24 protein-coding genes, 1 tRNA gene and 1 pseudogene are annotated in these 24757 nt (G+C 49.6%); 12 read left to right on the forward strand and 14 right to left on the reverse strand.

The features are described from left to right. Nucleotides 1–44: 44 nt before the first annotated feature. On the reverse strand, nt 45–410 hold the full coding sequence (locus tag K3T82_RS06410) for a roadblock/LC7 domain-containing protein (RefSeq protein ID WP_220192652.1): 366 nt from the start codon (nt 408–410) through the stop codon (nt 45–47). 297 nt (nt 411–707) lie between these two features. Here K3T82_RS06410 and K3T82_RS06415 point away from each other — a divergent pair, with 297 nt between their 5' ends. Together K3T82_RS06415 and K3T82_RS06420 are read left to right on the forward strand one after the other, a co-directional pair. Continuing rightward, on the forward strand, nt 708–1439 hold the full coding sequence (locus tag K3T82_RS06415; protein WP_220192653.1) for a TMEM175 family protein: 732 nt from the start codon (nt 708–710) through the stop codon (nt 1437–1439). Between the two features lie 56 nt (nt 1440–1495). Beyond that, nucleotides 1496–2026, forward strand: a complete 531-nt coding sequence (locus K3T82_RS06420; protein WP_220192654.1) for an N-acetylmuramoyl-L-alanine amidase — start codon at nt 1496–1498, stop codon at nt 2024–2026. 121 nt (nt 2027–2147) lie between these two features. Here K3T82_RS06420 and K3T82_RS06425 read toward each other — a convergent pair whose 3' ends face one another. Continuing rightward, nucleotides 2148–2594 carry a transglycosylase SLT domain-containing protein gene (locus K3T82_RS06425; protein ID WP_236031029.1) on the reverse strand — a complete coding sequence of 149 codons (447 nt, stop codon included), beginning with the start codon at nt 2592–2594 and terminating at the stop codon, nt 2148–2150. Nucleotides 2595–3047: 453 nt separating this feature from the next. Next, nucleotides 3048–4550 carry an IMP dehydrogenase gene (guaB, locus tag K3T82_RS06430; RefSeq protein ID WP_220192655.1) on the reverse strand — a complete coding sequence of 501 codons (1503 nt, stop codon included), beginning with the start codon at nt 4548–4550 and terminating at the stop codon, nt 3048–3050. A 431-nt stretch (nt 4551–4981) separates the two neighbouring features. On the opposite strand from guaB, the gene K3T82_RS06435 reads away from it, so the two are divergent. From K3T82_RS06435 to K3T82_RS06445, 3 genes are read left to right on the forward strand one after another with little or no spacing between them, the layout of a single operon-like run. Beyond that, on the forward strand, nt 4982–5959 hold the full coding sequence (locus K3T82_RS06435) for an ABC transporter ATP-binding protein (protein WP_220192656.1): 978 nt from the start codon (nt 4982–4984) through the stop codon (nt 5957–5959). A 2-nt stretch (nt 5960–5961) separates the two neighbouring features. Continuing rightward, a complete protein-coding gene (locus K3T82_RS06440; protein ID WP_220192657.1) occupies nt 5962–6276 on the forward strand; it encodes a hypothetical protein in 315 nt (104 codons plus the stop codon). Then, complete coding sequence (locus tag K3T82_RS06445; RefSeq protein ID WP_220192658.1) at nt 6225–6629, forward strand: ABC transporter permease; 405 nt, start codon at nt 6225–6227, stop codon at nt 6627–6629. The genes K3T82_RS06440 and K3T82_RS06445 overlap by 52 nt, the downstream gene beginning before the upstream one ends. A 177-nt stretch (nt 6630–6806) precedes the next feature. Here the strand turns inward: K3T82_RS06445 and K3T82_RS06450 are convergent, their stop codons facing one another. The 6 genes and pseudogenes from K3T82_RS06450 to K3T82_RS06475 all read right to left on the reverse strand — a co-directional run bounded on the left by K3T82_RS06450 (nt 6807) and on the right by K3T82_RS06475 (nt 12493). Continuing rightward, the gene (locus K3T82_RS06450; RefSeq protein WP_220192659.1) at nt 6807–7328 is read right to left on the reverse strand and encodes a hypothetical protein; all 522 of its coding nucleotides are present in this window, start codon (nt 7326–7328) and stop codon (nt 6807–6809) included. Nucleotides 7329–7552: 224 nt separating this feature from the next. After that, entirely contained in the window at nt 7553–8047 is a 495-nt protein-coding gene (locus K3T82_RS06455) for a vitamin K epoxide reductase family protein (protein WP_220192660.1), read from the reverse strand. A 121-nt stretch (nt 8048–8168) separates the two neighbouring features. Next, entirely contained in the window at nt 8169–10031 is a 1863-nt protein-coding gene (locus K3T82_RS06460) for a copper resistance CopC/CopD family protein (RefSeq protein WP_220192661.1), read from the reverse strand. A gap of 14 nt (nt 10032–10045) precedes the next feature. Then, nucleotides 10046–10744: a hypothetical protein gene (locus K3T82_RS06465; RefSeq protein ID WP_220192662.1), complete on the reverse strand. Its 699-nt coding sequence runs from the start codon at nt 10742–10744 to the stop codon at nt 10046–10048. Between the two features lie 354 nt (nt 10745–11098). Next, a complete protein-coding gene (locus K3T82_RS06470; RefSeq protein ID WP_220192663.1) occupies nt 11099–11488 on the reverse strand; it encodes an SCO5389 family protein in 390 nt (129 codons plus the stop codon). 46 nt (nt 11489–11534) lie between these two features. Continuing rightward, a pseudogene (locus K3T82_RS06475) lies at nt 11535–12493 on the reverse strand (ATP-binding protein). A gap of 374 nt (nt 12494–12867) precedes the next feature. Between K3T82_RS06475 and K3T82_RS06485 the strand changes: the two are divergent. After that, nucleotides 12868–13323 (forward strand): Fur family transcriptional regulator, encoded by a 456-nt coding sequence (locus tag K3T82_RS06485; RefSeq protein WP_236031031.1) that lies wholly within the window; start codon nt 12868–12870, stop codon nt 13321–13323. 226 nt (nt 13324–13549) lie between these two features. On the opposite strand, the gene K3T82_RS06490 is transcribed toward K3T82_RS06485, so the two are convergent. After that, a tRNA-Arg gene (locus tag K3T82_RS06490) sits at nt 13550–13621 on the reverse strand. Nucleotides 13622–13938: 317 nt separating this feature from the next. On the opposite strand from K3T82_RS06490, the gene K3T82_RS06495 reads away from it, so the two are divergent. The 5 genes from K3T82_RS06495 (at nt 13939) to K3T82_RS06515 (ending at nt 18189) form a co-directional block, all read left to right on the forward strand. Next, on the forward strand, nt 13939–14841 hold the full coding sequence (locus K3T82_RS06495; protein WP_220192667.1) for a ComEA family DNA-binding protein: 903 nt from the start codon (nt 13939–13941) through the stop codon (nt 14839–14841). 106 nt (nt 14842–14947) lie between these two features. Beyond that, nucleotides 14948–15499, forward strand: a complete 552-nt coding sequence (locus tag K3T82_RS06500; RefSeq protein WP_220192668.1) for a ComEC/Rec2 family competence protein — start codon at nt 14948–14950, stop codon at nt 15497–15499. Further along, nucleotides 15496–16830: a ComEC/Rec2 family competence protein gene (locus tag K3T82_RS06505; protein WP_220192669.1), complete on the forward strand. Its 1335-nt coding sequence runs from the start codon at nt 15496–15498 to the stop codon at nt 16828–16830. The genes K3T82_RS06500 and K3T82_RS06505 overlap by 4 nt, the downstream gene beginning before the upstream one ends. Then, nucleotides 16782–17489 carry a ComEC/Rec2 family competence protein gene (locus K3T82_RS06510; RefSeq protein ID WP_220192670.1) on the forward strand — a complete coding sequence of 236 codons (708 nt, stop codon included), beginning with the start codon at nt 16782–16784 and terminating at the stop codon, nt 17487–17489. The genes K3T82_RS06505 and K3T82_RS06510 overlap by 49 nt, the downstream gene beginning before the upstream one ends. A gap of 55 nt (nt 17490–17544) precedes the next feature. Then, nucleotides 17545–18189 carry a zinc ribbon domain-containing protein gene (locus K3T82_RS06515; RefSeq protein WP_220192671.1) on the forward strand — a complete coding sequence of 215 codons (645 nt, stop codon included), beginning with the start codon at nt 17545–17547 and terminating at the stop codon, nt 18187–18189. Nucleotides 18190–18305: 116 nt separating this feature from the next. On the opposite strand, the gene K3T82_RS06520 is transcribed toward K3T82_RS06515, so the two are convergent. The 4 genes from K3T82_RS06520 to K3T82_RS06535 all read right to left on the reverse strand — a co-directional run bounded on the left by K3T82_RS06520 (nt 18306) and on the right by K3T82_RS06535 (nt 23117). Next, nucleotides 18306–19337 (reverse strand): tyrosine-type recombinase/integrase, encoded by a 1032-nt coding sequence (locus K3T82_RS06520; RefSeq protein WP_220192672.1) that lies wholly within the window; start codon nt 19335–19337, stop codon nt 18306–18308. A 298-nt stretch (nt 19338–19635) separates the two neighbouring features. Continuing rightward, nucleotides 19636–20052 (reverse strand): hypothetical protein, encoded by a 417-nt coding sequence (locus tag K3T82_RS06525; protein WP_220192673.1) that lies wholly within the window; start codon nt 20050–20052, stop codon nt 19636–19638. 207 nt (nt 20053–20259) lie between these two features. After that, nucleotides 20260–21723, reverse strand: a complete 1464-nt coding sequence (locus K3T82_RS06530) for a hypothetical protein (RefSeq protein WP_220192674.1) — start codon at nt 21721–21723, stop codon at nt 20260–20262. Between the two features lie 185 nt (nt 21724–21908). Then, complete coding sequence (locus K3T82_RS06535; protein WP_307811074.1) at nt 21909–23117, reverse strand: family 16 glycosylhydrolase; 1209 nt, start codon at nt 23115–23117, stop codon at nt 21909–21911. A 147-nt stretch (nt 23118–23264) separates the two neighbouring features. Here K3T82_RS06535 and K3T82_RS06540 point away from each other — a divergent pair, with 147 nt between their 5' ends. Further along, on the forward strand, nt 23265–24740 hold the full coding sequence (locus K3T82_RS06540) for a site-specific integrase (RefSeq protein WP_220192676.1): 1476 nt from the start codon (nt 23265–23267) through the stop codon (nt 24738–24740). The last annotated feature ends 17 nt before the right edge of the window (nt 24741–24757 follow it).

Consider the following 24757-nt stretch of genomic DNA (forward strand, 5'->3'; position numbering starts at 1 on the left):
GTATACACGCCAAACAAAAGTTATTGACCATTATTCCCTACCAGTTACGCTATATCAAGAGCTTCAAGGATCTCGCCACGACTAGTGCGGACCAGGTGGCGTACGCGACCAAGATTCGAGGCGCTATCGAAGAGGGTTACCATCAAGGCAAAATCTCCCAGAGGGTCGACGCTGACTAAGCCATGCTCATATTCCATAATCACCCCAACAACACTCCCACGCGCAATCTCCTGACCAAGCGCCTCAGCAGTACTCAAGCCCGTAGTCATAATCGCCCCAACGGCTTCCATATCTTCTTTTCCATCGCGAGTCATGCCCTCTATCATCAGGCCATCGCGACCCACAATGATCGCCTGGCGCACGCCAGGGATTGCTAAAAAACGGCTCAGTGTCTGTTTTAAATCAACCATTCTTTCCTCCGCGCACGGCAGGTTTCTTGCAAATGAGTGTGTTGTTTGGAATGACCCTAGTTATTCTATTCTATAGGCGGACGGGACGCAATCGGCTGGGACATCTTGGCTAATCTACACGCACGCGCTCTCATGCTAATACGCGAGCCTCAGGCTTGGCTCTACTCAAGCCACCAATATGTTAGCATATTGCAACTCAGAGGAGAAAGATACGCTCAATCAGCAAGATTTGCATGTATGTTACAATAACGCTTGCTTACGATAGTCTATATTTCCCCTATTAAGAAAGAAGGGATCATGCAGAAGAGAGATTTGCCGCCCCAAACACAATGGTTGAAGTCAATTGTACCCCTCGAAATAGAGCTAGGTACCGAACGACTGATCATGTTAAGTGACGGCGTATTTGCTATCGCGATGACATTGCTCGTCCTTGATATTCGTATTCCCACAGAGGCAAAGGATTTTCATGATGGCTTGACCCTACTACTAAATAAATCTATTTATTACGTGATTACATTTGCAGTCATTGGAGGCTACTGGCGTTTTCATCGTAATCTCATGCATATAGTGAAACGCGCAGACGTCCCTTTTACAAATCTGAGCTTGCTCTATCTCGCGCTGGTAGCTTTTTTCCCGGCTGCGATGAACCTATTGGGGGAATATGGTAATCATGCTGAGGCCGTCATTATCTATGTTTTAGTCCTAGCGGGGTGCGGCTTTCTAGGCCAATGCCTCTGGCTCTACGCTGTATGGCATGGCCGCTTAACTGACGTGAATATTGGACGTGAGGTGTTTATATATCGCCTGACCGCTCCTTTGCTATTTCCTGTTATCATTTGCCTTTCGTTATTATTATTATTTATCCCTGGTATTCAGCCAACAATAGTTTTCTGGTCCTGGTTCTCTCTTCCGCTTTTTAGCATGTTCTTCCGCATACTCTATAGTTACTTCAACAGACTCATGACACGACCACAGCCAGCTCAACCTAGCGAAGCTCAAGCTGAGCAAACTCCAATCAGGCAACCATAAAGAAAAGGGCATGACAGAGCGTAGATAACACAATATATTAAGGAGGCAATGCTGACATGGATGAAGCAGGAACTTTATGGATGCCTTCACCAAACTTCTTTGTGGGGCGCTTGGGGCATTCGGTGCGCTGGTTGATTGTACATGGTACGGCTGGCTTCACAAGTGCTCAGGAGGTAGGCGACTTCTTTCAACGCGCTGACGTGAGCACACACTATACCATCGGACGTGATGGGACTATTGTGCAATCAGTTCGCGAGCATGACGCAGCCTGGGGAAACGGCTATGTGAGCGAAGGACATGATGCCTGGTGGGACCCAACGCTCAATCCTAACTATGTGACGATTTCTATTGAGCATGTCAAGCCGAGTCACGACAACTCTGACGCGCTCACACCTATTCAGACAGAAACGAGTTTCCGCTTGATACGTAGTATCTGCGAACGCCACACAATCCCTAAACAACGTGCGGATGCTGGCGGGGGCATTACAGGTCACTACTCGATGGACCCTGTAGGGCGCCACTTCTGTCCCGGTCCCTATCCCTGGGAAGAGCTCTTTGCTTTCCTTGCCAACCACACATCCAAATAAATGGAAGGAGCAATCCCTTTCTCAACAGGGATTGCTCCTTCGCTAGCGCAGGCTTTTATTTCCTGCGCCTATATTACTTATTCTTCTTCACGCACGTTACAGCGCGCATACCTGCCTTGTATTACGGCTGGCACTGCCACTCATACCAGCTATAACCATCGCGCTGGAAGATATGATAGGCGGCTTTGATGTTGGCATAGGCATCGTATGGCGAGCTTCCAGCCATCGGCGTCCCATTCCAGGTGCTAGGATAAAGAATCTGGAAGACGCCTGCCGCGTGGCTCCCGCCAATTGGTGTCGAGTTGGTCGCGCCTGGATTGAACTGTGACTCACAACGTGCGACATTGATCGCCTGACCAGAATAAGAGCCAAAGACCTCGCGAATCATCGAGACCACATCCGTTGGGGCCGCGCTGGTATGTTCTTTTGCGGACGCGGTACGCGTCCCGAGACCAAGCATGGCTCCCATCAGCATGAGACCAAGCATCGATCCCAGTCCTAGTTTGATCAGGAGATATTTCAGGTTGTTCGGCTGTTTCGATGTCTGGTGAATCTGCTGCTTTTTCAAGAAAGCTCCTTTCGTACTACCCCAGAAATGCCTCTAACACACCCCGAGATAACGCTGTTCAAATGAATAAGGCGACTCCTTGCCACCTCATTATCTATTAGTGATTGGGTAGAAACCATATCACTACAACTGTTACTAAAGCTATACGGCAGCTTTATAGAAGACTTGAAAAAACATAGTACCACCTGGCTATCATAGGATAGTGCATAATCTAATTAATAACTATTTATATGTGTAATATGATAATAGGTTTATTTATACACAGATTATCGTGGCATTTTATATACATAAGCGTCATAAGGGGTTTCTGGCTGTTCAGGACTTTTAGTACCAGGGTCCTATTGCAAGCTTGAGAGCTATCTCATAAAAGTACATTGAACCCAGGGTTATACCAAAAAGCAGCCCCCTTCACCTCTTAAATGAAGGGGGCTGCTTGATATATTAAAGGGCGCCTTAGCGTCCCTTACTCCCATAGTTGGGGGCTTCTTTAGTAATCATGACATCATGGGGATGGCTCTCTCGCAGACCCGCATTAGTGATACGAACAAAACGCGTCGTCTCCTGCATCGCCACGATATCAGATGCTCCTGCATAGCCCATTGACTGACGTAGACCACCTACAAGCTGATAGATAAAGGGACTCAACATACCCTTATAGGGGACGCGCGCTTCAATACCCTCAGCGATGACCTGGGACTCGTCCTTCCCTTCTTGGAAGTAACGATCCTTGCTATAACTGCGCTGCTTCATAGCGGCGACTGAGCCCATGCCTCTATAGTCCTTAAAGCGCTCGCCGTGAGAGATAATTAACTCACCTGGGCTCTCGTCGACACCCGCGAGCAGACTACCAATCATCACTGTATCCGCGCCTGCGACAATGGCCTTAGCGATATCTCCGGAGTACTGCACGCCACCATCAGCGATAATCGGCACACCATATTGGCGTGCGACACGAGCACAATCATATACCGCGCTAATCTGGGGCATACCCACACCAGCAATGATACGCGTTGTACAGATGGAACCAGGGCCAACGCCAACCTTGACACCATCCACCCCAACTTCAATAAGAGCCCGCGTCGCCTCAGCTGTCACAACGTTGCCAGCAATCACGTCAACACGCTTACCAAAGAGGTCTTTAATACGAGCCACGCCTTCAATTACCATGTGCGAGTGTGCATGCGATGTGTCAATTACAATTACGTCAACGCCCTCTTCCACCAGTGCGCCAGCGCGCTGCTCAGACTCCGTACCAACCCCAATGGCAGCGGCCACACGTAAGCGACCAAACTGGTCCTTCGCGGCGTGAGGGAACATGGTCTTCTTCTGAATATCTTTCATCGTAATGAGGCCCTTCAACATACCGTGGTCATCTACCACAGGTAGCTTCTCAACCTTATAACGATGAAGGCTCTCACGAGCCTGCTCCAACGTTGTTCCCACCGGAACCGTAATCAGATTGCTACTCGTCATCAATTCTGAGATAGGGCGATCCACATTGGTCTCAAAGCGCATATCACGGTTTGTCAGGATGCCAACGAGTTTGCCATTCTCAGTGATGGGGATACCAGAGATATGGAAATGCGCCATGACATCAAGAGCTTCGCGCAGAGGAGCATGAGGTTCCAGCGTGATAGGATCGGTAATCATACCGGACTCAGAACGTTTCACCTTATCAACTTCACGTGCCTGATCTTCAATAGAGAGGTTTCTGTGGATTACACCAATACCACCCTCGCGTGCCAGGGCAATCGCTAGACGTGCCTCTGTCACTGTATCCATAGCAGCGCTGACGATAGGAACATTAATATCTACATTACGCGAGAAACGGGTCCGCGTTGAAACATCAGAAGGAAGAATAGAGGAAGCAGCAGGAATTATCAGCACATCATCAAAGGTAAGACCCTCTTTGGCAAACTTCTCATCAAAGGCACCAGACAAGTGCTCCGAAGACATAACGGCAATATCCTCCTTAAAAAAAGGCCAGCACACGTCAAGCTACGTATGCTGGACAGCCTCACATGGAGGCAGTATACGATGTATCTACCCTAAAAGAAGAGCCTGGGAGTTCTCGCAAAAGAACACACAGGACAATACTATGCAAAGATTTCCCGATAGTGTAACACCTGAGATTATGCCACGTCAAATCTTTCAATACCACCAATACCTCAACGTAATCAAACACATTATTACTCAGCTCAATGAAAGGTTCTATGCCTCTTTACAATCGGTAAGCTATAAGAAAAACGGAGAGTAAGCCCAGATAAGAGTCATACTATAAACAAACTCAAGGATCTACTATCTCTTGTCAGCCAACAAGAACTGCGGTAAGGTATGTTGAGAACACAGAATATCTGCTTTAATCTCTCATCATAAGGAGCATGAATATGTCTGCACGCACGCAGACGACACAGACGAGCTCAGTTACGTCTCCCGCTACAAGCGAGGCGATTGTCGTTGAAGGTTTTAGTAAGAGCTATGGCTCTCATCATGTCGTAAAGCGCTTGAGTTTTAGCGTGCACTACGGCGAGGTCTTTGCCCTGTTAGGGCCAAATGGGGCCGGGAAGACCACTACAGTTGAGACACTTGAAGGCTATCGCAAGGCTGATGAAGGAACTCTTCGTATCCTTGGCCTCGATCCCATACAGAACGCACAGATTCTTAAACCACGTCTCGGCGTTATGCTTCAGCAGGACGGCCTGTATCCGGCTCTAACAGCCCGTGAAGTGCTCACACTTTTCGCGGGCTATTTTGAGCAACCTCGCGATGTTAATGAACTCCTTGAACTGGTCGGGCTCACAAGTGCCCAGAAAACGCGCTGTCGGCGCCTCTCAGGTGGACAGAAACGGCGTCTGGCTCTGGCGGTAGCCCTGGTTGGCAACCCAGAAATCATCTTTATGGATGAACCAACAGCGGGTATGGACCCCCAGGCACGCCTGGCAACCTGGGAGATCATTCGCGATCTAAAAGCGCATGGTGTAACCATCCTGCTAACAACACATTATATGGATGAAGCCGAGCGCCTGGCAGACCGCATCGCCATCATCGATCATGGCGAACTCATCAAACTGGATACACCAGCAAACATTACTGGGGTCCAGAACGCCAACATTGTGCGTTTCGTCGCACCCGCTGGCCTGGATTGCACGCACCTCGCAAGCCTCCCCTCCGCGAGCAAAGCGGAAGAGGTACGTCCAGGTAGCTATCTGCTAGAGACGCGGGAAGGACAGGAGGTTCCTCAACTTGTTGTCGAGGTCACCACCTGGCTGCGAGACCAACACATCACTCTCTCCGAGCTACGTACCGGGCATGGCTCACTTGAAGATCTGTTCCTACGCCTGACTGGATCGGAGGTTCGAGACTAAGCATGGCTACACACGCAAGTAAGCAAACAGACATATCCGCAAAAGCAAGCAATCGAGCGGCAACACCTCTCAAGCAGGTACTTCAACAGACCCGGTACGAGCTCCTTCTGACCTCGCGGCGGGGTGAGAACGTCCTTGTTACCTTAATCATACCGATCATGCTCCTGATCTTCTTTGCCTCACTCAATATTGTGCCGGGGATCAGTGGAAGTGCTGTGAACTTTCTCCTACCAGGCATCTTAGGGTCGCGATTATCGCGGCAGGAATGGTCAATCTGGGGATCGCGACAGCCTATGAGCGTTATTACGGAGTGCTGAAACGCCTTGGAAGCTCGCCGCTCTCGCGAGGCGGGCTCATCCTTGCCAAAGTCATCTCCATTCTCGCGCTAGAAGTGGTCCAGCTTCTCTTGCTCGTCGGAGTCGCGGTTCTGTTTTATCACTGGCAACCACAGGGCTCCATCCCTCTGGCACTGCTCTTCATTGTACTGGGAACAATTACCTTCTCGGCGTTGGGGCTGGCAATGGCTGGCGCGCTTCGCGCGGAACTGACATTGGCAGGGGCCAATGGACTCTTCCTGCTCTTCCTACTCGTCGGCGGTGGTATCCTCCCCTGGACCATTTACCCGCACCCATCGCGGCAGTCTCAAGTATTCTTCCATCGACAGCCCTGACCCAGGCGCTTCAGATGACGATGACTGGTAGTTCCTCGTTTCCGCTCTTCCAGCTTATTGTGCTACTGATCTGGGCAATTCTCATTCTACTCATAGCTATACGCACATTCAAGTGGGAATAGCACCAACCCTCTTCATATGTTGTCAGGAGAGGAGCGTATATTGCGCTCCTCTCGCCTATTCAGTATGAGCCATTGCCCAGGACCACTTTTGAGGACAGGTGTAATTCACAATGGCAACGCGACCATGTAGCAATGAGGCAAGGATAAACTGTGGCATCTGTGTGCGTTGCAAATGCTGCCCCTGATCTGGTAAGAGCACAAAGACACCATCCTCTTCATGAACTCCCGCCAGGGGGAGATGATAAGTATTCACTTCGGGTATGATGACATCAACAGAAAAATTCACAGTTCGCGTCTGAGGATTATAATCAAGCATGTGGGGAATGATCGTATCTCGCGCCTTGCGGAAGGGATCGGCGAAGGTATAGTCCGTTTTGTAAGGGTTGGAGGCATCAGCATAGGCGAAGGCATACGCCTGCGCGCACATTTCATATTTATATAAACTCTTTGCCATGACCTTGAGAACAGGTTGTGGAGGAGAGATTACACGTGAGACATAGGTACGCAGTCCAAAGACACCCACTATAATCGCCAATGAGAGCGTCAACGCCAGAAAAAGCCAGCGTCTCATCATCATCTCGACCTCCGAAGAGCAAGGAAGCCAGTGCGACACGCTAACAAAGGTAGCAGTAAAACATCTCAAGCTACCAAAGGTAACGCCTCGCAAGGTTTCACTGGATTTACACATTGTTGTAGACAGAACGTCACTCTGTAGAGAGCACGTACTAGATCAAAACAATGTGCCAGCAGTCCACAGTCGAGATAGCTTGAGGAATATCCAGTCTCAGGCAGAAACGCAGACTAGCGACGTACAGGAGACACAACTTCGATCTCCTCATCTTCATCATCCTCCTGACCACCATAGATCAGAAAGACGGTTATGAGCAACATCGCCAGTATGATTACATGGAGAGCCGTACACCATGCGCAGATCGTATGCAAGCGTACAAGCTCAACGTAAACCAGGTAGAGGATAGTAACCAACCCAGTGCAGGCCCAGGCAAACTCAATGATATGAACACTCCGTTTCGCGGGCCAGACAAACCATGCCAGCACTGCCAGTACGCCGCTCACAAGAAACCAGAGCATACCCGGCACCGAAATAGGAATTGAGGTACCGGGTACCTGAGAATAGGTACTGGAAAGCACACGCTCACAATTCACCAGACCACTTGTCGTACATACCAGTGCGCCACTATTGAAATGCACATAGGTCAGGTAGATCGAAATAACAATACCAACGAGAGAAAGGACTAGTAAGGCTAGCTGTCCCCCAGAACGTCGCGCAAATGTCATCAAGGCACCTCTTTATTACAGAACTGTGATTATCGAAGGTCTCATGGTTAAAACTATCGGCAGCATGTAGTTCAAAGCATACAGGTGCTGAAAACGTCTGTCAATGCTCCCTCCAAAAACGCTAAATGACAATGCGAAATGAAGTTCGGGCATCATCAAAGCCAGCCCGGCGCACTAATATAGTCATCTGCCAATCGCCAGCCATACTCAGCACACTCTCTGTTGCGCTATATAACCCAGGCTTTCCAGTAACTGGTTTGAGTGTTATCTCCTGCACGCCCATCTCCATATCGAGCATTGTAAAACGCAACAAGACCGACTCAGTCGAGGTAACAGGTTTCCCACTTGCGTCACTCAACTGAAGTGAGAAGACATTACTGCCTACAGTGCCAGGATTTGCCACCAGATTATAGTTCAGGCTTCCAACCGTTCCCTGCTTAACAATCGCTTTACTGGCGCTCGTAGAGACTAGCTGCGTGGGTGGACTCAGGCTGGTCAAGCCTCCAACAACAAGTAATACCATCACTCCAATGAGCCCTTCAACGAGAATTGATCGCCTGAAAACACGCTGCAACAATCCAGCACCAAGTGAACTGGCGCCTGTGTCAGGGGATGAATCAGCTGCGAAGGCCCGCATCCGTGGACTGACCTTACGAAGAGCAAAAGCCCCAAGAGCCAGCAAAATCACAAAGAGGCCAACTTTAATATCCAGTGCGATACCGTAAGGGCTGGTTAGCAACGCCACCCAGGCACTCACACTTAGCCAGTCGCCGCCCGCGACATGACTACCAGCCTCAAGAAGACCTGTAACCAGGAGACATATGACACTAGCAATAGCGACACGCGAGAAATACGGGATAAGAGCAGCAAAAAAACGCGTTCGATCCCCCGTCCCTGGCAACAATATTCGGAGGGACACAGGAAGTATGAGTATGAATGCGAAGAGCCCACCAATCCAGAAACCCGTCGCGCTCAGGTGGAGTACATCAAACAGAATCCAGAGTCCCGCGTTGCTATTGGCTGCGGCATGGGAGTTCAGCGACGTGGTCATCATGACAGCAATGCCCAGCAAAAAGAGGTATACAGGAAGGAGATAGCTTACGCCCTCTTCGTCATTTCTATAACGCCAGAAAAGCCAGAGGAGACCAGCCAGTATAATCAGACCCAGGCGAGCCAGCCAGATACTCCCAAAATGGCTTGCGAAGAGCAGACTGCGTAGCACATCCATGTTCAATGCACTGCCCGCACCCGCGACACTTGCCTGATAGAGCGTAAAAGCCACCCAGCCGACGAGCAAAAGAGCAAGGCTACCCACCGCGACATACTGGAGCACGCGTTCACTCCGTACACTCAATAGCTCCTGATCAGACTTCATCGCTGGATTTACCTTTAGGAGTATTAGAGCTGGGCGCACAATCAGAAGCAGAAAAGTCATCGCTCCCACCAGGCCCGCCATACCTAGATAATTAATCCAGCGTATCGTGATACTCCACCCATTAAAGCTGTCACTGGAAGATTGGAGTTGCTGCAAAAGCGCATTATCGGGCGTTGGCTGTGGCGCATTACCCACCACAAAACTGAAGCTTCCCACCACTGAATGCCCATCATCACGTGAGACATTGCGATAGACAACAGTATAACCACCATCGGGCAATTGGGGACGCAACGAAACCATCAGGCCTGCCGGGTCATTGGGGATAGCATGACTATCGGAAGAATCAACACGCTGGCGAGCACTGTTATAGACCTCCAACCTACTAAAAGCTGGCTCAATATCCTCGCTAAACCAGACTCGTACCACAGAAGGGGGCTGACTAGGAGGCAGCGTCGCGTTGGCTGCTGGATCGCTATGGTCGTACTGAGCATGTGCTGAAGCACGTAACGGGCTGAGTAGCAACACAAGCACACAGAGCGCGAGAATTCTCGCGCTCTTTCCTAGCCATATTGAAACAAAGCGAATTGTCTTTGTTGGTGAAGAATACATACACATTACACTCGCTAGCCACGCAGGCTTTCAATGGACTCCTTTTGGGCATCAGCGCTCGTCACGCGTGGCTTGCGCGTGAAAGCAACAGCCGCAAGAACAATACCAGCCAATCCAACAACAATCCCTGCGATACCAAGCGTAGTCGCCGTTTGCGCGCTTGCCTGAGCATCTTTGAGTTGCTGTGTCAGAGCAGCATTATCATCCGTGCTAGCTGTATTTGTTGAGGAGGATGGATACGTTGCAAGCTTCTGAGTTTCGCCAAAGGTATTGGGGCCACTGGTAAACTTTTCATCGATCTTCTGTCCATTCAGAGTACCATAAATATGAAAAGTGTAAGCACCTTCGGCGGTTGGCAAGAAATAGGCGGCATACTTGCCAGGGTTACCGAAACGCGCACCAAGTGTTAGCGCCATAGGCTGAGCGCCACCCTGACTCACTTCGGCCTTTAATGACTGCTCCGCGTTCTCGACGGGATTCGCCACCACTTTTACCCCATCCTTCATGGTATAATTACATATATTCCCATCGCAAATAGTCAGATCCAGACCATTCTTCGCGTTCGCGTACGCTGGCTCCTCAAGAAATCCTACCACAAATGTATACTTACCAACATTTCGCTTCTCATGCGCGAAAGCGCTTGGTGTGGTTAAAAGAAGCGCGCTAAGAGCAAGCAAACATCCTAAGAGGCCAAAGCACAATTTCTTCTTCATCGAATATTCCTTTTTGTAGTGCCATGAGCATCACTCATGACACCGCAATAGATAGCGTTCCGTATATACGTCACACCCATCCATATAATCCTGGGTGATATCATATGTTCCAAGATATGCATACAAGCCAACAAGCTCTTAAAAGCCTGCGCCAACAAGTATCATTGATCGATCATATGTATCATAGGTCAGAAACAAGAAATTGTCATTAGGAGATGTACCTAGTTTTTGGCTGATCTTTCTCGGAGCGGATCGGGCAGAAAGACACTCATCCCCAAAAGAAAAAAGGAAAGCCTCTCACAGTGATGAGAGACTTCCCTTTTCTATCTGATAGTTCCTTCTTTAGGAATATTCTTAGCAGTCGCGCAACTCAGGCGTCTGATTAAGGACCTGGCTACGAGGAGAGATAAAATCTTGATATACTTCTCCAAGCTGATCTTGTCGGAAAAGAGCTACGCGATGACAGTTCTGAAAGGCCAGCTTGACCCCAAAGTGCGCCTCAATTGCGTTGCGCATAGCGTCACTGGAAAGCACGCGTAGTAACTGCCCGCGCTCATACTCACTTGGAGGAGGGGTTTGATTGTCCGTAAAGACCGCATTCCCTTGCCGGAGTTGTATAGCCAGGGATTCGATCAAGTTCCACGCCCAGGGCAGAGAATCTTGAATACAGTGTAAGAAATCGTCCGTGCGAATCTCACCTTGCTGAGCCTGCTCAATCAATGCGGGGGAAACATCTAAGGACATCGGAAACTCCTTTCACGAAAACAGAAATACCACACTTATGGAGTAACTACGATAGGACGCTTACAACCTGAGCCATAGAGAATGTAGGATCAATCTGCATCGTCACATCTTCACCAATGGCGGCATTCCCCCAGGACAGAGCATTCTGGCGATGAAAATTCACAGCCTGAGTATAGCGTTTCTCCCAGTCTTGCGAACAAGCGTCAAGCGCCATTTTTATTCGCGCCAGAGCCTGTCTCTGTGGAGCCTCCAACAGATCAAAAGACAGTTGCAACCCTTTCTCTTGTGACCTCACATACGCGGAACGTTCTATCCACGTCAACAAATCATCCCCAACCTGTGCGCGCAAAAACGCCACATCGTCATCTGACTCTACCTTATTGCCAACCGCACAGAGTGACACATCATATTCACGGGCATACTCTTTATACTGCTTATAGACGCCAAGGGACTTTAATGTAGGCTCAACAACCAGGAGAGTCAGGTCAAACTTAGTAAACATGCCCGAGGCAAACGAATCAGCACCCGCAGTCATGTCCACAACAACATACTCACGCTCCCTATCGAGAAGGTGATTCAGCAGTAGCTCAACTGCACCCACCTTAGAGTGATAGCAGCGTTGACCTAAATCATCCTGGCTTAAAGGCCCCGTAACGAGCAGACGCACACCAGCAACCTCGCGTGCGAAATGAGCCAGAAGTGGATCATTATCAATACGCAGCAGACGCGACCCCAGGCCAGGAGGTGTTGTCTTGAGCATCGCCCGCGCTGAAGGCAAGCGCGGATTGGTACCCCGCACATACTCTTTTATGCGTTCTATCTCCAATCCCAAGGGGGCAGCATTGTTGCATCCCCTTCAGAGAGGCCCAAAGCCATGCCCAGATGCTGATTAATATCAGCATCTATAGCTATAACAGAAGCCTCAAGGTCAGCTAAATAGCGGCAGAACAAAGACGAGAAGGTTGTCTTGCCACTCCCACCCTTCCCCACAAATGCAACTCTCATACGCGAAAACGCACTCCACATTTAGATACTAAAGAAACGTCTAAAACCACAATGCAAGTATGACATGTTTTTGTGTAAAAATCAAGACTATTGAGATACAATATCAATATTTCGGGGAAGATTCAAATTTTATGATCTTTCTTGAGGTTGGCTTTTACGAGCTTAGAACATATGATATACTATCTCAATAGGCGTATAGAGTTGTCTATGCCCGAGGGCTTGTGCTACACTGGCAGGTATCCAACCATGCATGATAGGATACGATGGCGAGCAGATGCACAGAGAACGGAATCATATCTAAGCAAAAGCCTTTCATCCGGTTGCTCAAGCAATTAGCAGGAAGCTCCAATTACAAGAAAGTGAGGGCGATCCAGGTGACAGAGGGATTCACTATAGAAGATCAGATTCGGGCCGCATTTGATGAAGTGAGTCAGCGCAGGACACGACCAAGACGACTCATCGAGCAACGTCTTGTCGAACTGGCGGCAAAGGAAACCGATTTTACTGTTGATGATCTGTGGCAGGATATTCGCAAAGAGGAACCGCGTTTGGGCCGCGCGACTGTTTATCGCTCAGTGGAAAAACTTGTGAACCGGGGTTTACTTAATCGCGTTGAATTTGCTGATGGAACACATCACTACCGTGTCTGTGGGCACAGCCACCATCATCACCTGACATGCAACCAATGTCACCGTGTCGTCGAAGTAGACATTTGCCTGCCAGGCGAACAGATTGCAAAAATCAGCAACCAGACAAACTTTACGATTGAAGGGCACTCACTCTCTTTCTTCGGTTGCTGTCCCGATTGCCGTACCCACGCCAAACAGTAACTTCGTCAAGATCCTTACACGCGCGTCTCGCCACCTCAAGCGCTACTCCAGAACAGGCGTTATGTCTCCACCGGTCGCGCGTTGTAAGAACTACAGCCCCCTCGCACATAATCCTTTAGTTCTCATCATCTCTTCCCATTACGCTTATTGCACCAATCTCTACCATTGTTGGGCACTGATTGGCTTTGGCAATGGACACTTTACGCTTAAAAGCAGGCATGAAAAATGTTCCCGACTGGAATCGAACCAGCGCACACGGCTTCGGAGGCCGATGCTCTATCCACTGAGCTACGGGAACGTCTTAGATAAATATACCACAAACGTCAACAGGTCTCAAGAGGGTTCCTCCAATGCCTTCTACACGGCATCCAAGCACTAGTATGCTATTACAAAGTAAAGAATATTTATTACTCATATTGTGATCTATATTCACACACATTACTATATTACCTATTTTGTTTAAACACATTGACTTATATCCCCGTTGCTACCTATACTTAGAAACGTGGTAGCTATTCAGGTCGCGGTGCTGGCATCACCCCAACGCCAGATAATCAGAGATATCTCAATAGCTACGAAAAAGATGTTGTTTTGTGGTAAGGAGGGATGCCTTTTATGGCATATAATACATCTACGACTCCAGGATCATTTTCACCTGAAGAAGATGACCACTTTCATCTCGCCAAGCAGGTAACACAGCCAAATCACATCGTAGACGTGACGAATGGCAGTCAAACCACGCATTCAGCTCCAACACTAGCTCAGCCTGCTCAAATTCGACCAGTTGCCAAATTTCCGCTGCTAACGCTACCACAGAAACAGTTAGCCAACGAGGTAGATCTTGATGAGCTTCCTAACCCACCACAAATGCCAGAAGAAACAGACAATCAGACAGCAAAGCCTCAATGGCAACGCTGGCTCACAATTGGATTACTCCTTTCACTATGCCTCGCGCTCTTCCTGATCTGGCAGCCAGGTTCTACAACCAGCAACACATTACCTCCATCTAAGCAACAGGATATCTCCAAAAGCACTGACCCCAAAAAGAACACAGAGAATTCCTCAACTGGTGCAACACTACAGGTCTACGCGGTTGGTGCCGTTAAGAAGCCAGGCATCTATACGTTGGCAATGGGATCGCGCGTCTATCATCTCCTCGCCGCAGCCGGTGGACCACTACCCAATGCGAATCTGGTCGCGCTTAATCTGGCGGCCCCATTGACTGATGGGGAGGAAATATATATAGCCAAAGTCGGCGAGACGCTACCCAGCAATGTCGGAGGCACTCCCACCACGAAAGGAACCTCAACATCCAATAACACGGATACGACACAGATTGTAAATATCAATACCGCAAGCGAGGACGAGATGCGCCAGGTACTCCACGTGAGCAGTACAACAGCAAAAAATATCATTAACTACCGCACACAGCATGGCCCCTATACCTCTGTCGACCAACTTCTACAGGTCATTAGCAATGATATCTATAAGCGCATTAAGGATATGGTCACGGTCTAAAAATAGAGTTGGTAACATTCTGAGCACCCTCATATAGGAGTAGCTTTAGCAGCACCGCATTTATTCAATGTGTGGAAAATGTAGCGGGGATTGTAGGGAAGAACCAGTGAAAAATAAACGCACACCAGGAGCAGCATCAACCCTTGACCTACGAGGGCTCCTGCTCGTAGCGCTCACAAGCTCTGCACTTGGGGGCATAATGCTTGCGAGCATTTTGCCACTGCCATCTCTATTCTGGTTAGCAGGTATGGGAATATCAATAGCAGGATGTATCATCTACTGGAAGCAACCATACGGGCGCCTTGCCTGCGCGCTAGCAATCTTTCTGCTGCTTGGGGCATGGCGCTATACCATAGCGACTCCTCGCGAGAACTCCCAATCCATCGCCCATCTTGTAGGTTCACACCAGATTCGCATCCGTGGAGTTATTAATGCGGAACCCACCACGACAACACGGAGTCGCTCTTTGCTGGTCGAAACCAGAGAGATAAGCAGAGACAATGGCAAAACCTGGCAGACGACCGATGGAAAGATTCGCATCACAGTAAGAGGGAATACAAGCATCGATTCATATGGTGCCAATTATGGAGACGTCGTCGAAATACGTGGGGTGCTGGCACCACCAAGCTATGCCCCCCAGATGTACTTGGGTCAATGAGCTTTCCTTATGTTCGTGTTACAGGTCACGAAGGCAATCCTCTCATTGAAGCGCTTTTCCGCCTACGTGTCACACTTTCAGAGAACATCGCACGCATACTCCCTCAACCAGAGGCTGCGGTACTAATAGCAATCTTCCTCAGTATGCGTACCCCCTCGCTTTCACCGTTATCACCAGCCTTCGATGCAACTGGAACAGCCCACCTGATCGCGGCGTCGGGTTTCAAGGTAACCCTACTCGCGGGCTTACTCTCACGTGGGCTCTCCAAACTCTACCGTCAACCACGCATGCTACTTCCAGCGCAGAAGCGACGAGATTGGCGACTCTGGCTAGGAACGCTCCTTGTTCTTGGCTGTATCGGTTCTTACACCGCTCTTAGTGGCGCAAGTCCCGCTGCCATGAGAGCAGGAATTATGGGAGCGCTACTCTATATTACACCACGCCTGGGGAGGCGTTATAACGTCTATACCGCGTTAGCAGGCACCGCGCTCTTTATGAGCATGCACGATCCACTGACACTATGGGATGTTGGGTTTCAGCTCTCGTTCGTCGGCACACTCGGCATATTACTTTTCACCCCAACGTTACAACGCCTGCTCCATTTTCTCGCGCCACTGCCAGGTGGAACGTATATTGCGGAGATGCTCGCAGTCACATTAGCTGCTCAAGGTGCAACCCTACCCATAGTGGCAATCACCTTTCATAACGTCTCTTTAATAGCCCCACTGGCAAACCTGCTTACGGTACCGCTATTGGGAGGCGTACTTGTGCTTGGTCTGCTCGTCAGTATTCTAGGTCCCCTTCACCCCTTATTTGCTCAGGGTTGCATCTTGATCGCTTGGCCCATAACCCATTACATCGCAGTCAGTATTGACTGGTGTTATCATCTCCCCTGGTCGTTTATTGAGGTTGGCAATACTCATATCCTTCTGGCATGGTGCTACTATACGCTGCTGGCACTCATGTGCTACGCGCTGCTAAAACAACAAGCACGAAAAACGAAGGCCGATGAAGCGGGCTCAATGGATGAGTATCCACGCCCCTCACCCGCACAACAACGGGGGCATAGCAGGCTTCCACAGGTGTTTCGTGTAAGCGTGGTCCTACTCATTCTAAGTTCATGGGGATTGACCCTCATCCAGGCCCAGCAACAACCACGCGCCTTGCAGATCATGTTTCTAAATCTTGGCACTGCAACACAGCTCCAGCAAGGAAGCACTATTCTTATTCACACTGCTGATGACCATATCAGCTTGATTGATGGGGGATGGATGGTACAGCATTGGCACAAACGCTGGATAGTCAACTCCCTCTCTGGCAACGCACGCTAGATACCGTGCTTTTGACAACTCCACGCCAGGACCATATTACGGGTTTACAAGATGTTGTCGAAAGATACGCGATTGGAAGAGTAATAGATGCGGGAATGCTCCATCCCACCGCAACCTATGCCCGCTGGCGACGTACTATAAGTGAGCATGACATACCCTACTTCGCTGTCCAACAAGGGGATAGCATGGAACTGGGCTCAAACCTGCAACTTCAGGTCCTCTGGCCCACATCACTCCATAAAAGCAGCGATGAAGCACGCGATAATTGTCTGGTTATACGTTTGATAATGCCAGGGCTTAAACTTCTTTTGCTCAGCGTAGCAGGTGCCAGTACCTACGCGCTCCAAGGGATCCTGAGCAGTATCCAACCATCTGACTTGCACGCAGATATCGTCCAAGTGGAAAGCGCGATCAGTAAACCGTATCCCTCTGTCCTGCGTACACTATTTGAAAGGGCACAGCCCTCTATACTGGTAGTATCTCCAGTAGGTTCGCGAGGGAGCACTCAAACTGCCGAAAATAATAAACTTTATTTCAGCACCTTCGATGATCTACAAATATGGTCTGTCGCTGATGTTGGAGCACTAGCTATACGCCGGACAGACCAGGGCTGGCTCACTTATACAGAAGAAAACGAGGCTTTAACTCGTTTTCAATAACTTCTTTCATTAAACACACAGGCACGACCTGAAGAATAGAAAGACACGGTTAGTAATGCGCTGCGAATATTGTGGAGCCGAGATAGCTGCTCATGCCAGAATATGCCCTGCCTGTGGAGCAATCGTCGGATCGCGCATTCAGTATTCTCAAGAGGCTACAATCTACAATGATTCACTGGAGGCAAATGTTGACGTTCCTCCCACCTACGAGGAGGGACCATACCATGGGAAGCTCATGCCTCCAACAGAGGAATTTCCGGCTCAACCACAAAAGACATATTTCTATGAATCATCCAATAGGCGCAATAATGCCTATTCGGAAGACCAAGCCTCACCCTACCAGACCTATTCGTACCAGGCACAACATATACAGGTTATGCCCCGCCCAACCAATAACTCATTGCTTATTGAGGTCATTCTTTCGCTCTTTGGGATCTTTGGGATAGGTTGGTTGAACGCGGGGCAAACTACGATAGGTCTGCTTCTACTGCTCGGAAGCATCTTTATCTACTGGCCTTTTATGATCCTGGGGACAATTTTCACTCTGGGCTTGGGACTGATATGCCTCGGACCTCTCGCCATTCTGGCAATTATTATCAACAGCATACTACTAAACAGTTTTCTCAACCGACAGGCAATACAGCATATTGTCTATAACCAACAATCACCCATCCAACCTCCTCCTATGCCCATGCGCTAACGAAATATCGTGCCACAAGCACTCTTACTATCCATGCTCCAAAGCGCTGAATATTGAGAAGAATTTCACTGGTCCTCTACACATAGAGGACCAGTAGTTCGCGGAAAGGGTACAACTTATTTGGGGAAGGCAAGGCGACGATACTTCTCACGCGACTCCAACCAGGCTTCATCTGAGAGGCCAAGCTTCTCGCGCAAAGCTTCGGGCGTGACTCCAGATCGAAGTTGCTCAACGGCATAGGTATCACGCAAGAGTTGCAGTGTGACACGCTTCTTAATATCAGCAGCTTTGACTGCCCGAGCCAAAATATAATTGAGGTTACGGTCTGTGCACTTAAACACCTCATCCGTGAGCTGATATTGCTGTTGATAACGCTGATAAATGGTAGGAAATTCAGGTGGCATAGGCAGACGACGCTCACGATGCTGCTTACCAGTTGAAGCTGGAAAGTGCACTGTGACCAAGGGATATTGGGGATCAGAGAGGTCAATGTGATGTGTTCGTAAGCGCATCACCTCTTCCTTCTTAAGACCAGCGAACAAGACCAGATAGACTAGGCATTGACAGCGAGGCTCCTCAGCCGCGGCTTCGAGTAAGCGCTGCATCTCGTCAGCAAATAAGAGCTCAGGAAGTGGAGGCATTGGGCGCTCCAATGTCAGGCTGGCGGAAGGATCTTCAGCAATGATGGTACTGCTCGCCAACCAGGAGAAGAAATTCTTCAGGAAGGTCACACGACGCGCCATCGTCTTAGGGGCGGGCGTATGGTCTGAGCCAAACTTCAACTTCATTAGCCAATCAGTTAGATGCTCCTTCGTGAGACGTCCAACAGGTGTATCCAGGCCCGCAAAGTCACTAAACATCTTCAGATCAGAGAGAAAGCACGTGACAGTATAGTTTGATTTGCCACGCAGCAAAAGCTCTTGTCGATAGGGGATGGCACACTCAGCCAGGCTCGATTGATCAGTCAACACACTCCTACGTATAGGAGTTGGTAAAGAAGCTTCATCTGTCTCTGGTCTCTCCTCTATCACAATAGAGGGACCCGACATGCTGGACGGCTGCTTCCCCTTCTGCCCATCATGGCGCATTTTCTCAGCATCGGTAAGAACTATCTCTCTCCCCGCCTCCTGCTGCTGGTCCTTCTGCATGCTCACTCCTCGTTTTTCAAGATCTTACGTCAACGGCACTCTACATTTCATTATAGCATACCTAATTGGTGCCGTTCTGTGTTAAGCAACGCCAGATACAGATCTTCACTCAATCCGGATGGGTCTTGAGCAGTAAAAAGTAGGAAAGGTCCAGTTTTAAACATGATCTCCTCATGTTTAAAACTGGACCTTTCCTTGTATGGAAATATCTCGCCCGACCTGCTTCATTGAAGGCACGGACTAGTGAATAGACGTTACTTATCAGTTCCTTTGTGCGCAGCAAGCCAGCGCTTGCTCCCTATTCTTCCTCATCTCGATCCAGATCCTCTGTCTCGAGCGAATCCTCTTCTTCCTCATCCTCATCATACTCATCGAGGTAGGACAAATCGGAATTGCGAGTCGAATAGGACTCCTTGCGAATTGTTATTGTTGGGTGAACAGCGGGGAAAGGCTTAAGTCCTCCTGGCGTTGCTGAGTTGTCATAACTCGACTCAAAGAGTGCTGGTATGCTCTCGCGAACCAACACCTTTTCCTCCAGTGCCGCCGCTTCAAACCCCAGACGCCGCAGATCCATCACCATTCCAGGCCAGGTGTCTTCGGCATCAATAGCCCACCATTCACGCCCCATATACCGCACAGGTCGAACACGCAAAGGCCGGTTAAGGTCACCAAGTATAGCCATCAGGTTTGCACGCTTGCGCTCGGCTTTTTTCACGATGAGAACCGTCCCTTCTATTCAATGTGTGTACTTCTCTGCTTTCCGTCCGAGTTGCTTGAATAAAATAGTGTCCCTTGATAACCTATTCTTTTTCAGCTCAAGCGAAGCGGAAACAGTTGCGTGTATTCATACTTACCATACCACATAATCCACACGCTTTGCCAATAGGGATAGCTTCTTCACCAAATTCGGAGGTAGTGGTCACTACCAGGTCACGACATCAATGTAAGCAACTGTGTTATAACCATAGAACTGGACTCCAACACGAGTTGCCGATCCAATCGCCCCCGAGGGAAGCGTAAAACGCAACTGATACCAACTCCCAATGGGCAGTGTATCCAGAGCCGTCCAACCTGGGTCGAACCATGTCAAATTCTGATCCTGAATATATAATTTCGCCTGGACATTGCTGCCCGATGCTACATATACATAGGCGGTTACGGTCTGCCCAGCACGCAATGCACCAGGAAGGTTGGAAGCCACTGCATACGGATAATCTGTGGAGCTTGATGAGTTGAAGGTTACTCTCAGCGAATGACTCCCATCCTTCGCAATCGTGGTGCTGTTTTGTACAGACGAGATGTTCTTACCGCTAGCCCAGGAATCTGTACCACCACTCTCAAAGGAGTATTTGTAGACCATAGGTGAGGCAGGAGGAGAGGTTGGCTTGGCCTGGGGAGGCTGTGTTGCCCGCACGGGAGGGGATGTTGCAGATGGAGTATGCTTCGCCTTTGGAGTAGATGCTGTAGAAGTAGCGCGCGTCTCCTCAGATGGCATCGTAGCAACACTGGTTGGATTGGTAGGCGTACGTGCTCCTGGCGTCTGAGAAAATGCTTGTTGTGATGACGACTGAGATATATTCGTTAGCCATAGAGCACTCAGGCTACCTAACAGCACCAGGCAAACGAGCAAAGCAATGAGCTTGCCTCTTCGCAGCCCTTTTTGAGCCGTCTTTATTTTCTTCCATGCTGGCGGAATGCGCACCGCATTGGCGGATTGCGCAGATATTTTGAGCTGAGGAATGTTGGAAGACAGAGGCAAAGGGGTATCATTGGACGGAGTAGTTTGATACTGGAGAGCCTCAAGATTGTCTATCTCGCTCTGGTGCGTGACCACGATGTCTGGCTCTATATCTAGAACATTCAGAACAGGATCAGGAGACAGGTTGGGAAACGGAGTGAAAACATCTGTGCGACGGCGACGGAGACCGGCAAATCCCTCTGAAGGAGACAAACCCGGCATAGGGGATGCTTTTATATGACCACCACTATCAATATAGAGTGCTTGGCTTTCCAACAATCCCGCCTCAAGAATGCCAGAATCTGGCATCATCGTGGAAACCTCAAAAGGATTATCAGGGTAGTCCACAGTTTTAGCGGACTCCTCTATTGCCTGCTCCTTCTCGGGAAAAGATAACGTGATATATGTATCTAACGAATCAGTATCCAGTGGGCGACGTTCAGAAGTTGCTTGTATCTTCGGCGTCGAGTTCAGCCAATTGTCTGCTTCACTCTCAGACAGAGAGAGGTGGGTTATATCCTCTGTTATCCTGGTAGGTTTTCCCCTCAAACCGGACACATCGTCGCCAGTCGCCTGATTTATAGGCTTAGCCCCCAGGGCTATAAGTATTTCTTCAGCCTTGCTAATGGCGTGCTCTTCGTTTCCCATAAAGCTCCTATTACACAGGCACAAACATGCGCCTCTTTACAGGGCCGCATTAACATGATCTGTGGCAAATACTCCTGCACCGCATGCAAGACAACCTCTGGAAAGAGCCATATTGTGGCATAACATTCAAGGCGGCTTCACCACAACATGGCTCTGAGAGCGGTATGCCCCCTAATCTACGTGAGTTATTGGGGTTGGTACACCCGAACGTAATCGACTGACATTTTCTGTGGATAGGTACTACTTCCATCGGGATTACCAGGCCAGGTTCCACCGACAGCAACATTAAGAAGCAAGTAAAAGGGATGGTCATATACCCATTTTCCATGCTGCTCAACAGTTGCTCTGGTTACGGTAAAATACTTAGTGCCATCAAGGAAGAAATCAATCTGATTGGTCGTCCACTCTACGGCAAAGAGGTGATAGTCATCGGCAACGCGAGCACCACCTGGGAGGGTATACGCCCCGCCAATGCCATTCGCGCCAGAATAACCAGGACCATGCACCGTTCCATGCACCATTCCCGGCTCACGACCAATATTTTCAAAAATATCAATCTCTCCATTATTAGGCCAACCAGCGGTATCAATGTCGTTCCCCATCATCCAGATTGAGGGCCAGATTCCCTGACCATAGGGAATCTTGATACGTGCTTCCACACGCCCATGTGTAAATTCAAACTTATGCTGCGTAATCAAACGCGCGGAGGTATACTGGCAGGTTCCATACCAACACTGATAATTGGCGGAGTTCTCTTTGCGCGCTTCAATGACCAGATTTCCGCTTCCGTCCTGTTTTGCGTTATTGTTGTTGGTGTAGTATTCCAATTCTTGATTACCCCAACCACCACCACCAACGGCAGGAGACCATTTGTTAGCATCAGGAGCAGTTCCGCTAGCACTATTGAACTCATCATTCCAGATCATATTCCAGCCAGAGGTAGGAGGTGGAGTCACAATCGCAGTTGGTGTGTTCCCTCCACCGGGATTTCCACTTGTGCTTGATGTACCATAGACCTGAAACTCAAAGAGAGAGTAGCCATACGGAGTCCCACGCTGCGTTCCATAGAGGCGGATATAACGTCCACTGCCAGAAACTGTTAACGTTTCTGTGCCGCCTGCTCCCTGCGCGGTCGAATAGAGCGTGGTCCAGGTCGTGGCATCATTCGAGGTCTGTAATTGGTACGCTTTACCGTAGGCGGCTTCCCAGTTGAGAACCACCCTATGAATGACCGCCCCATCTCCCAGGTCAATCTGTATCCACTGTGGATCAACAAAAGCAGTTGACCAGCGTGTATCTGCCTTGCCATCAACCGCTTTCGAGGCATTGCAGTCCACGCACTCTGAATTGTTCTGGATAGAAGATGAGGTCGCAGGTCTTCCCTGGGATATCAGGGTATCATCGTTGTTATCCGTACGTTAATGTGAGTGATCGAGAGGAGTCGCAGGACCTCTTTCCTGTTTTGTTTACAACATCCCTTTTTGGGTGTATTCTGCGCAGAAGAATTGAGTGGTGAAGATGTGGGAAGTGCAGGGAAGAAGATGCCAACAACAAGCTCTCCAACACAACAGGTGAAGCTGCCTTCACAGGTTCGTCGTGTGCGTGGCCAAGCGGGCGATATCTACGAACTCATTTTTCTTGATCAACAGGATCGGATCATTGTTCCGCTCACCGAATGGTATCGTTTGCGCAAAGAGCAAGGACCGACGAGCACGAGAAGCACATACCTCGCTTGCCTTCAGTCCTACTTTGCGTTCCTCTCAGAGAGCGAGTGTCCCTGGAATGCGTCTCCAGAACGGTTGCGCCAAGCATTGATTGCCTTCCATCGGGATTCTCTCAAATGCCACGTTCGCCCCCAAAGAGAAACGGAGAGTGTTGAGATTGTCATGACTCGTGAAACGCCGCTCCGCGAGAGTTCACTCAAGGTCATGCGCGCCGCCTTACGCGATTTTTATCTGGTCATGAGAGAGGCCGGATTGTATGCGTTTGCCAACCCACTGTCCTCAGGCGTGCTTGTGGCTCTCAAACGCGACCAGGAACGCACGTTAGCGAACAAAGGGGCTCCCGACCAGGCTGGAATCCGGGAAGAGACGCATGAGCAGTCCCGGCGGCGACCGACGGCCTTTCTCCGTCAGCATCAGCCCCAGGGGTGGAAACCCGAGATACGCAAAGAGCTGGCTGATGTGCGTCAGGGGATTCATGCTGTGCTGGATGTTCTGCTGGAGAGCCCGGAAGTTTCGCTCCGTGAGAAAGCGGTGCTTCAACTCTTGCAATCCACTGGAGCCAGGCTTCACGAAATTGCCTTCATGACGATCGGTGGGTATCAGAACAAGGGGGTTGCTGGCCAAGCGCAGGTCATGAACAAAGGGAGCTATGGACGCGAAGTGAAAACGATTTATTTTGCCCACAACCCTCGCGTTCAGGAGGCACTCAATGCCTATCTTGAGCAGATGAGGCCGCTGCATGATCCAGAGGGTCGACGCCGGCTCATCGATGTTGCTCCGAACGCCTCTCTCTTTCTGACCGAACGAGGGACATCCTACTCACCAAATGTGTTTTACTGGCATTGGTATCGCCACTCCATTCCGCTGCAGGCGCTGTGTCCGGTTCGTTTCTCTCCGCATGATCTGAGACACCTCTTTGTGACAGAGTATCTGATGAAGCTCAAACTGGCGTGCGGAGCTGGCACCCAATCGTTTGATGCCGAAAAATACCTGCGCGAACGAGAGGCATTCGGCAAGACCATTATGGCCTGGCGGAGTATTCACACGATTGATATTTACGATCAGAGTCGTGAAGGAGAAGCGATCTTTTCTGTGCTTGCAGGCTATCAACAGGATCTTGCTCAGCGTTGCTCTGCTGTACAATCGCCACAGGTGCGGTCTGCCTCAACGCCTTGTGGAGGGGCCGAAGCTGCGTGTCTGCCCAATCAGGATGCACCTGTTGTGTGGATGCATGATGAAGAAACGCTCAACTGGATTAAGAGCATGGACCAACAGACAGGCCAGCCATGGTAAGTGGGCGTGCGCAAAGA

The organism is Ktedonospora formicarum, assembly GCF_016587355.1.
Lineage (GTDB): Bacteria > Chloroflexota > Ktedonobacteria > Ktedonobacterales > Ktedonobacteraceae > Ktedonobacter > Ktedonobacter formicarum.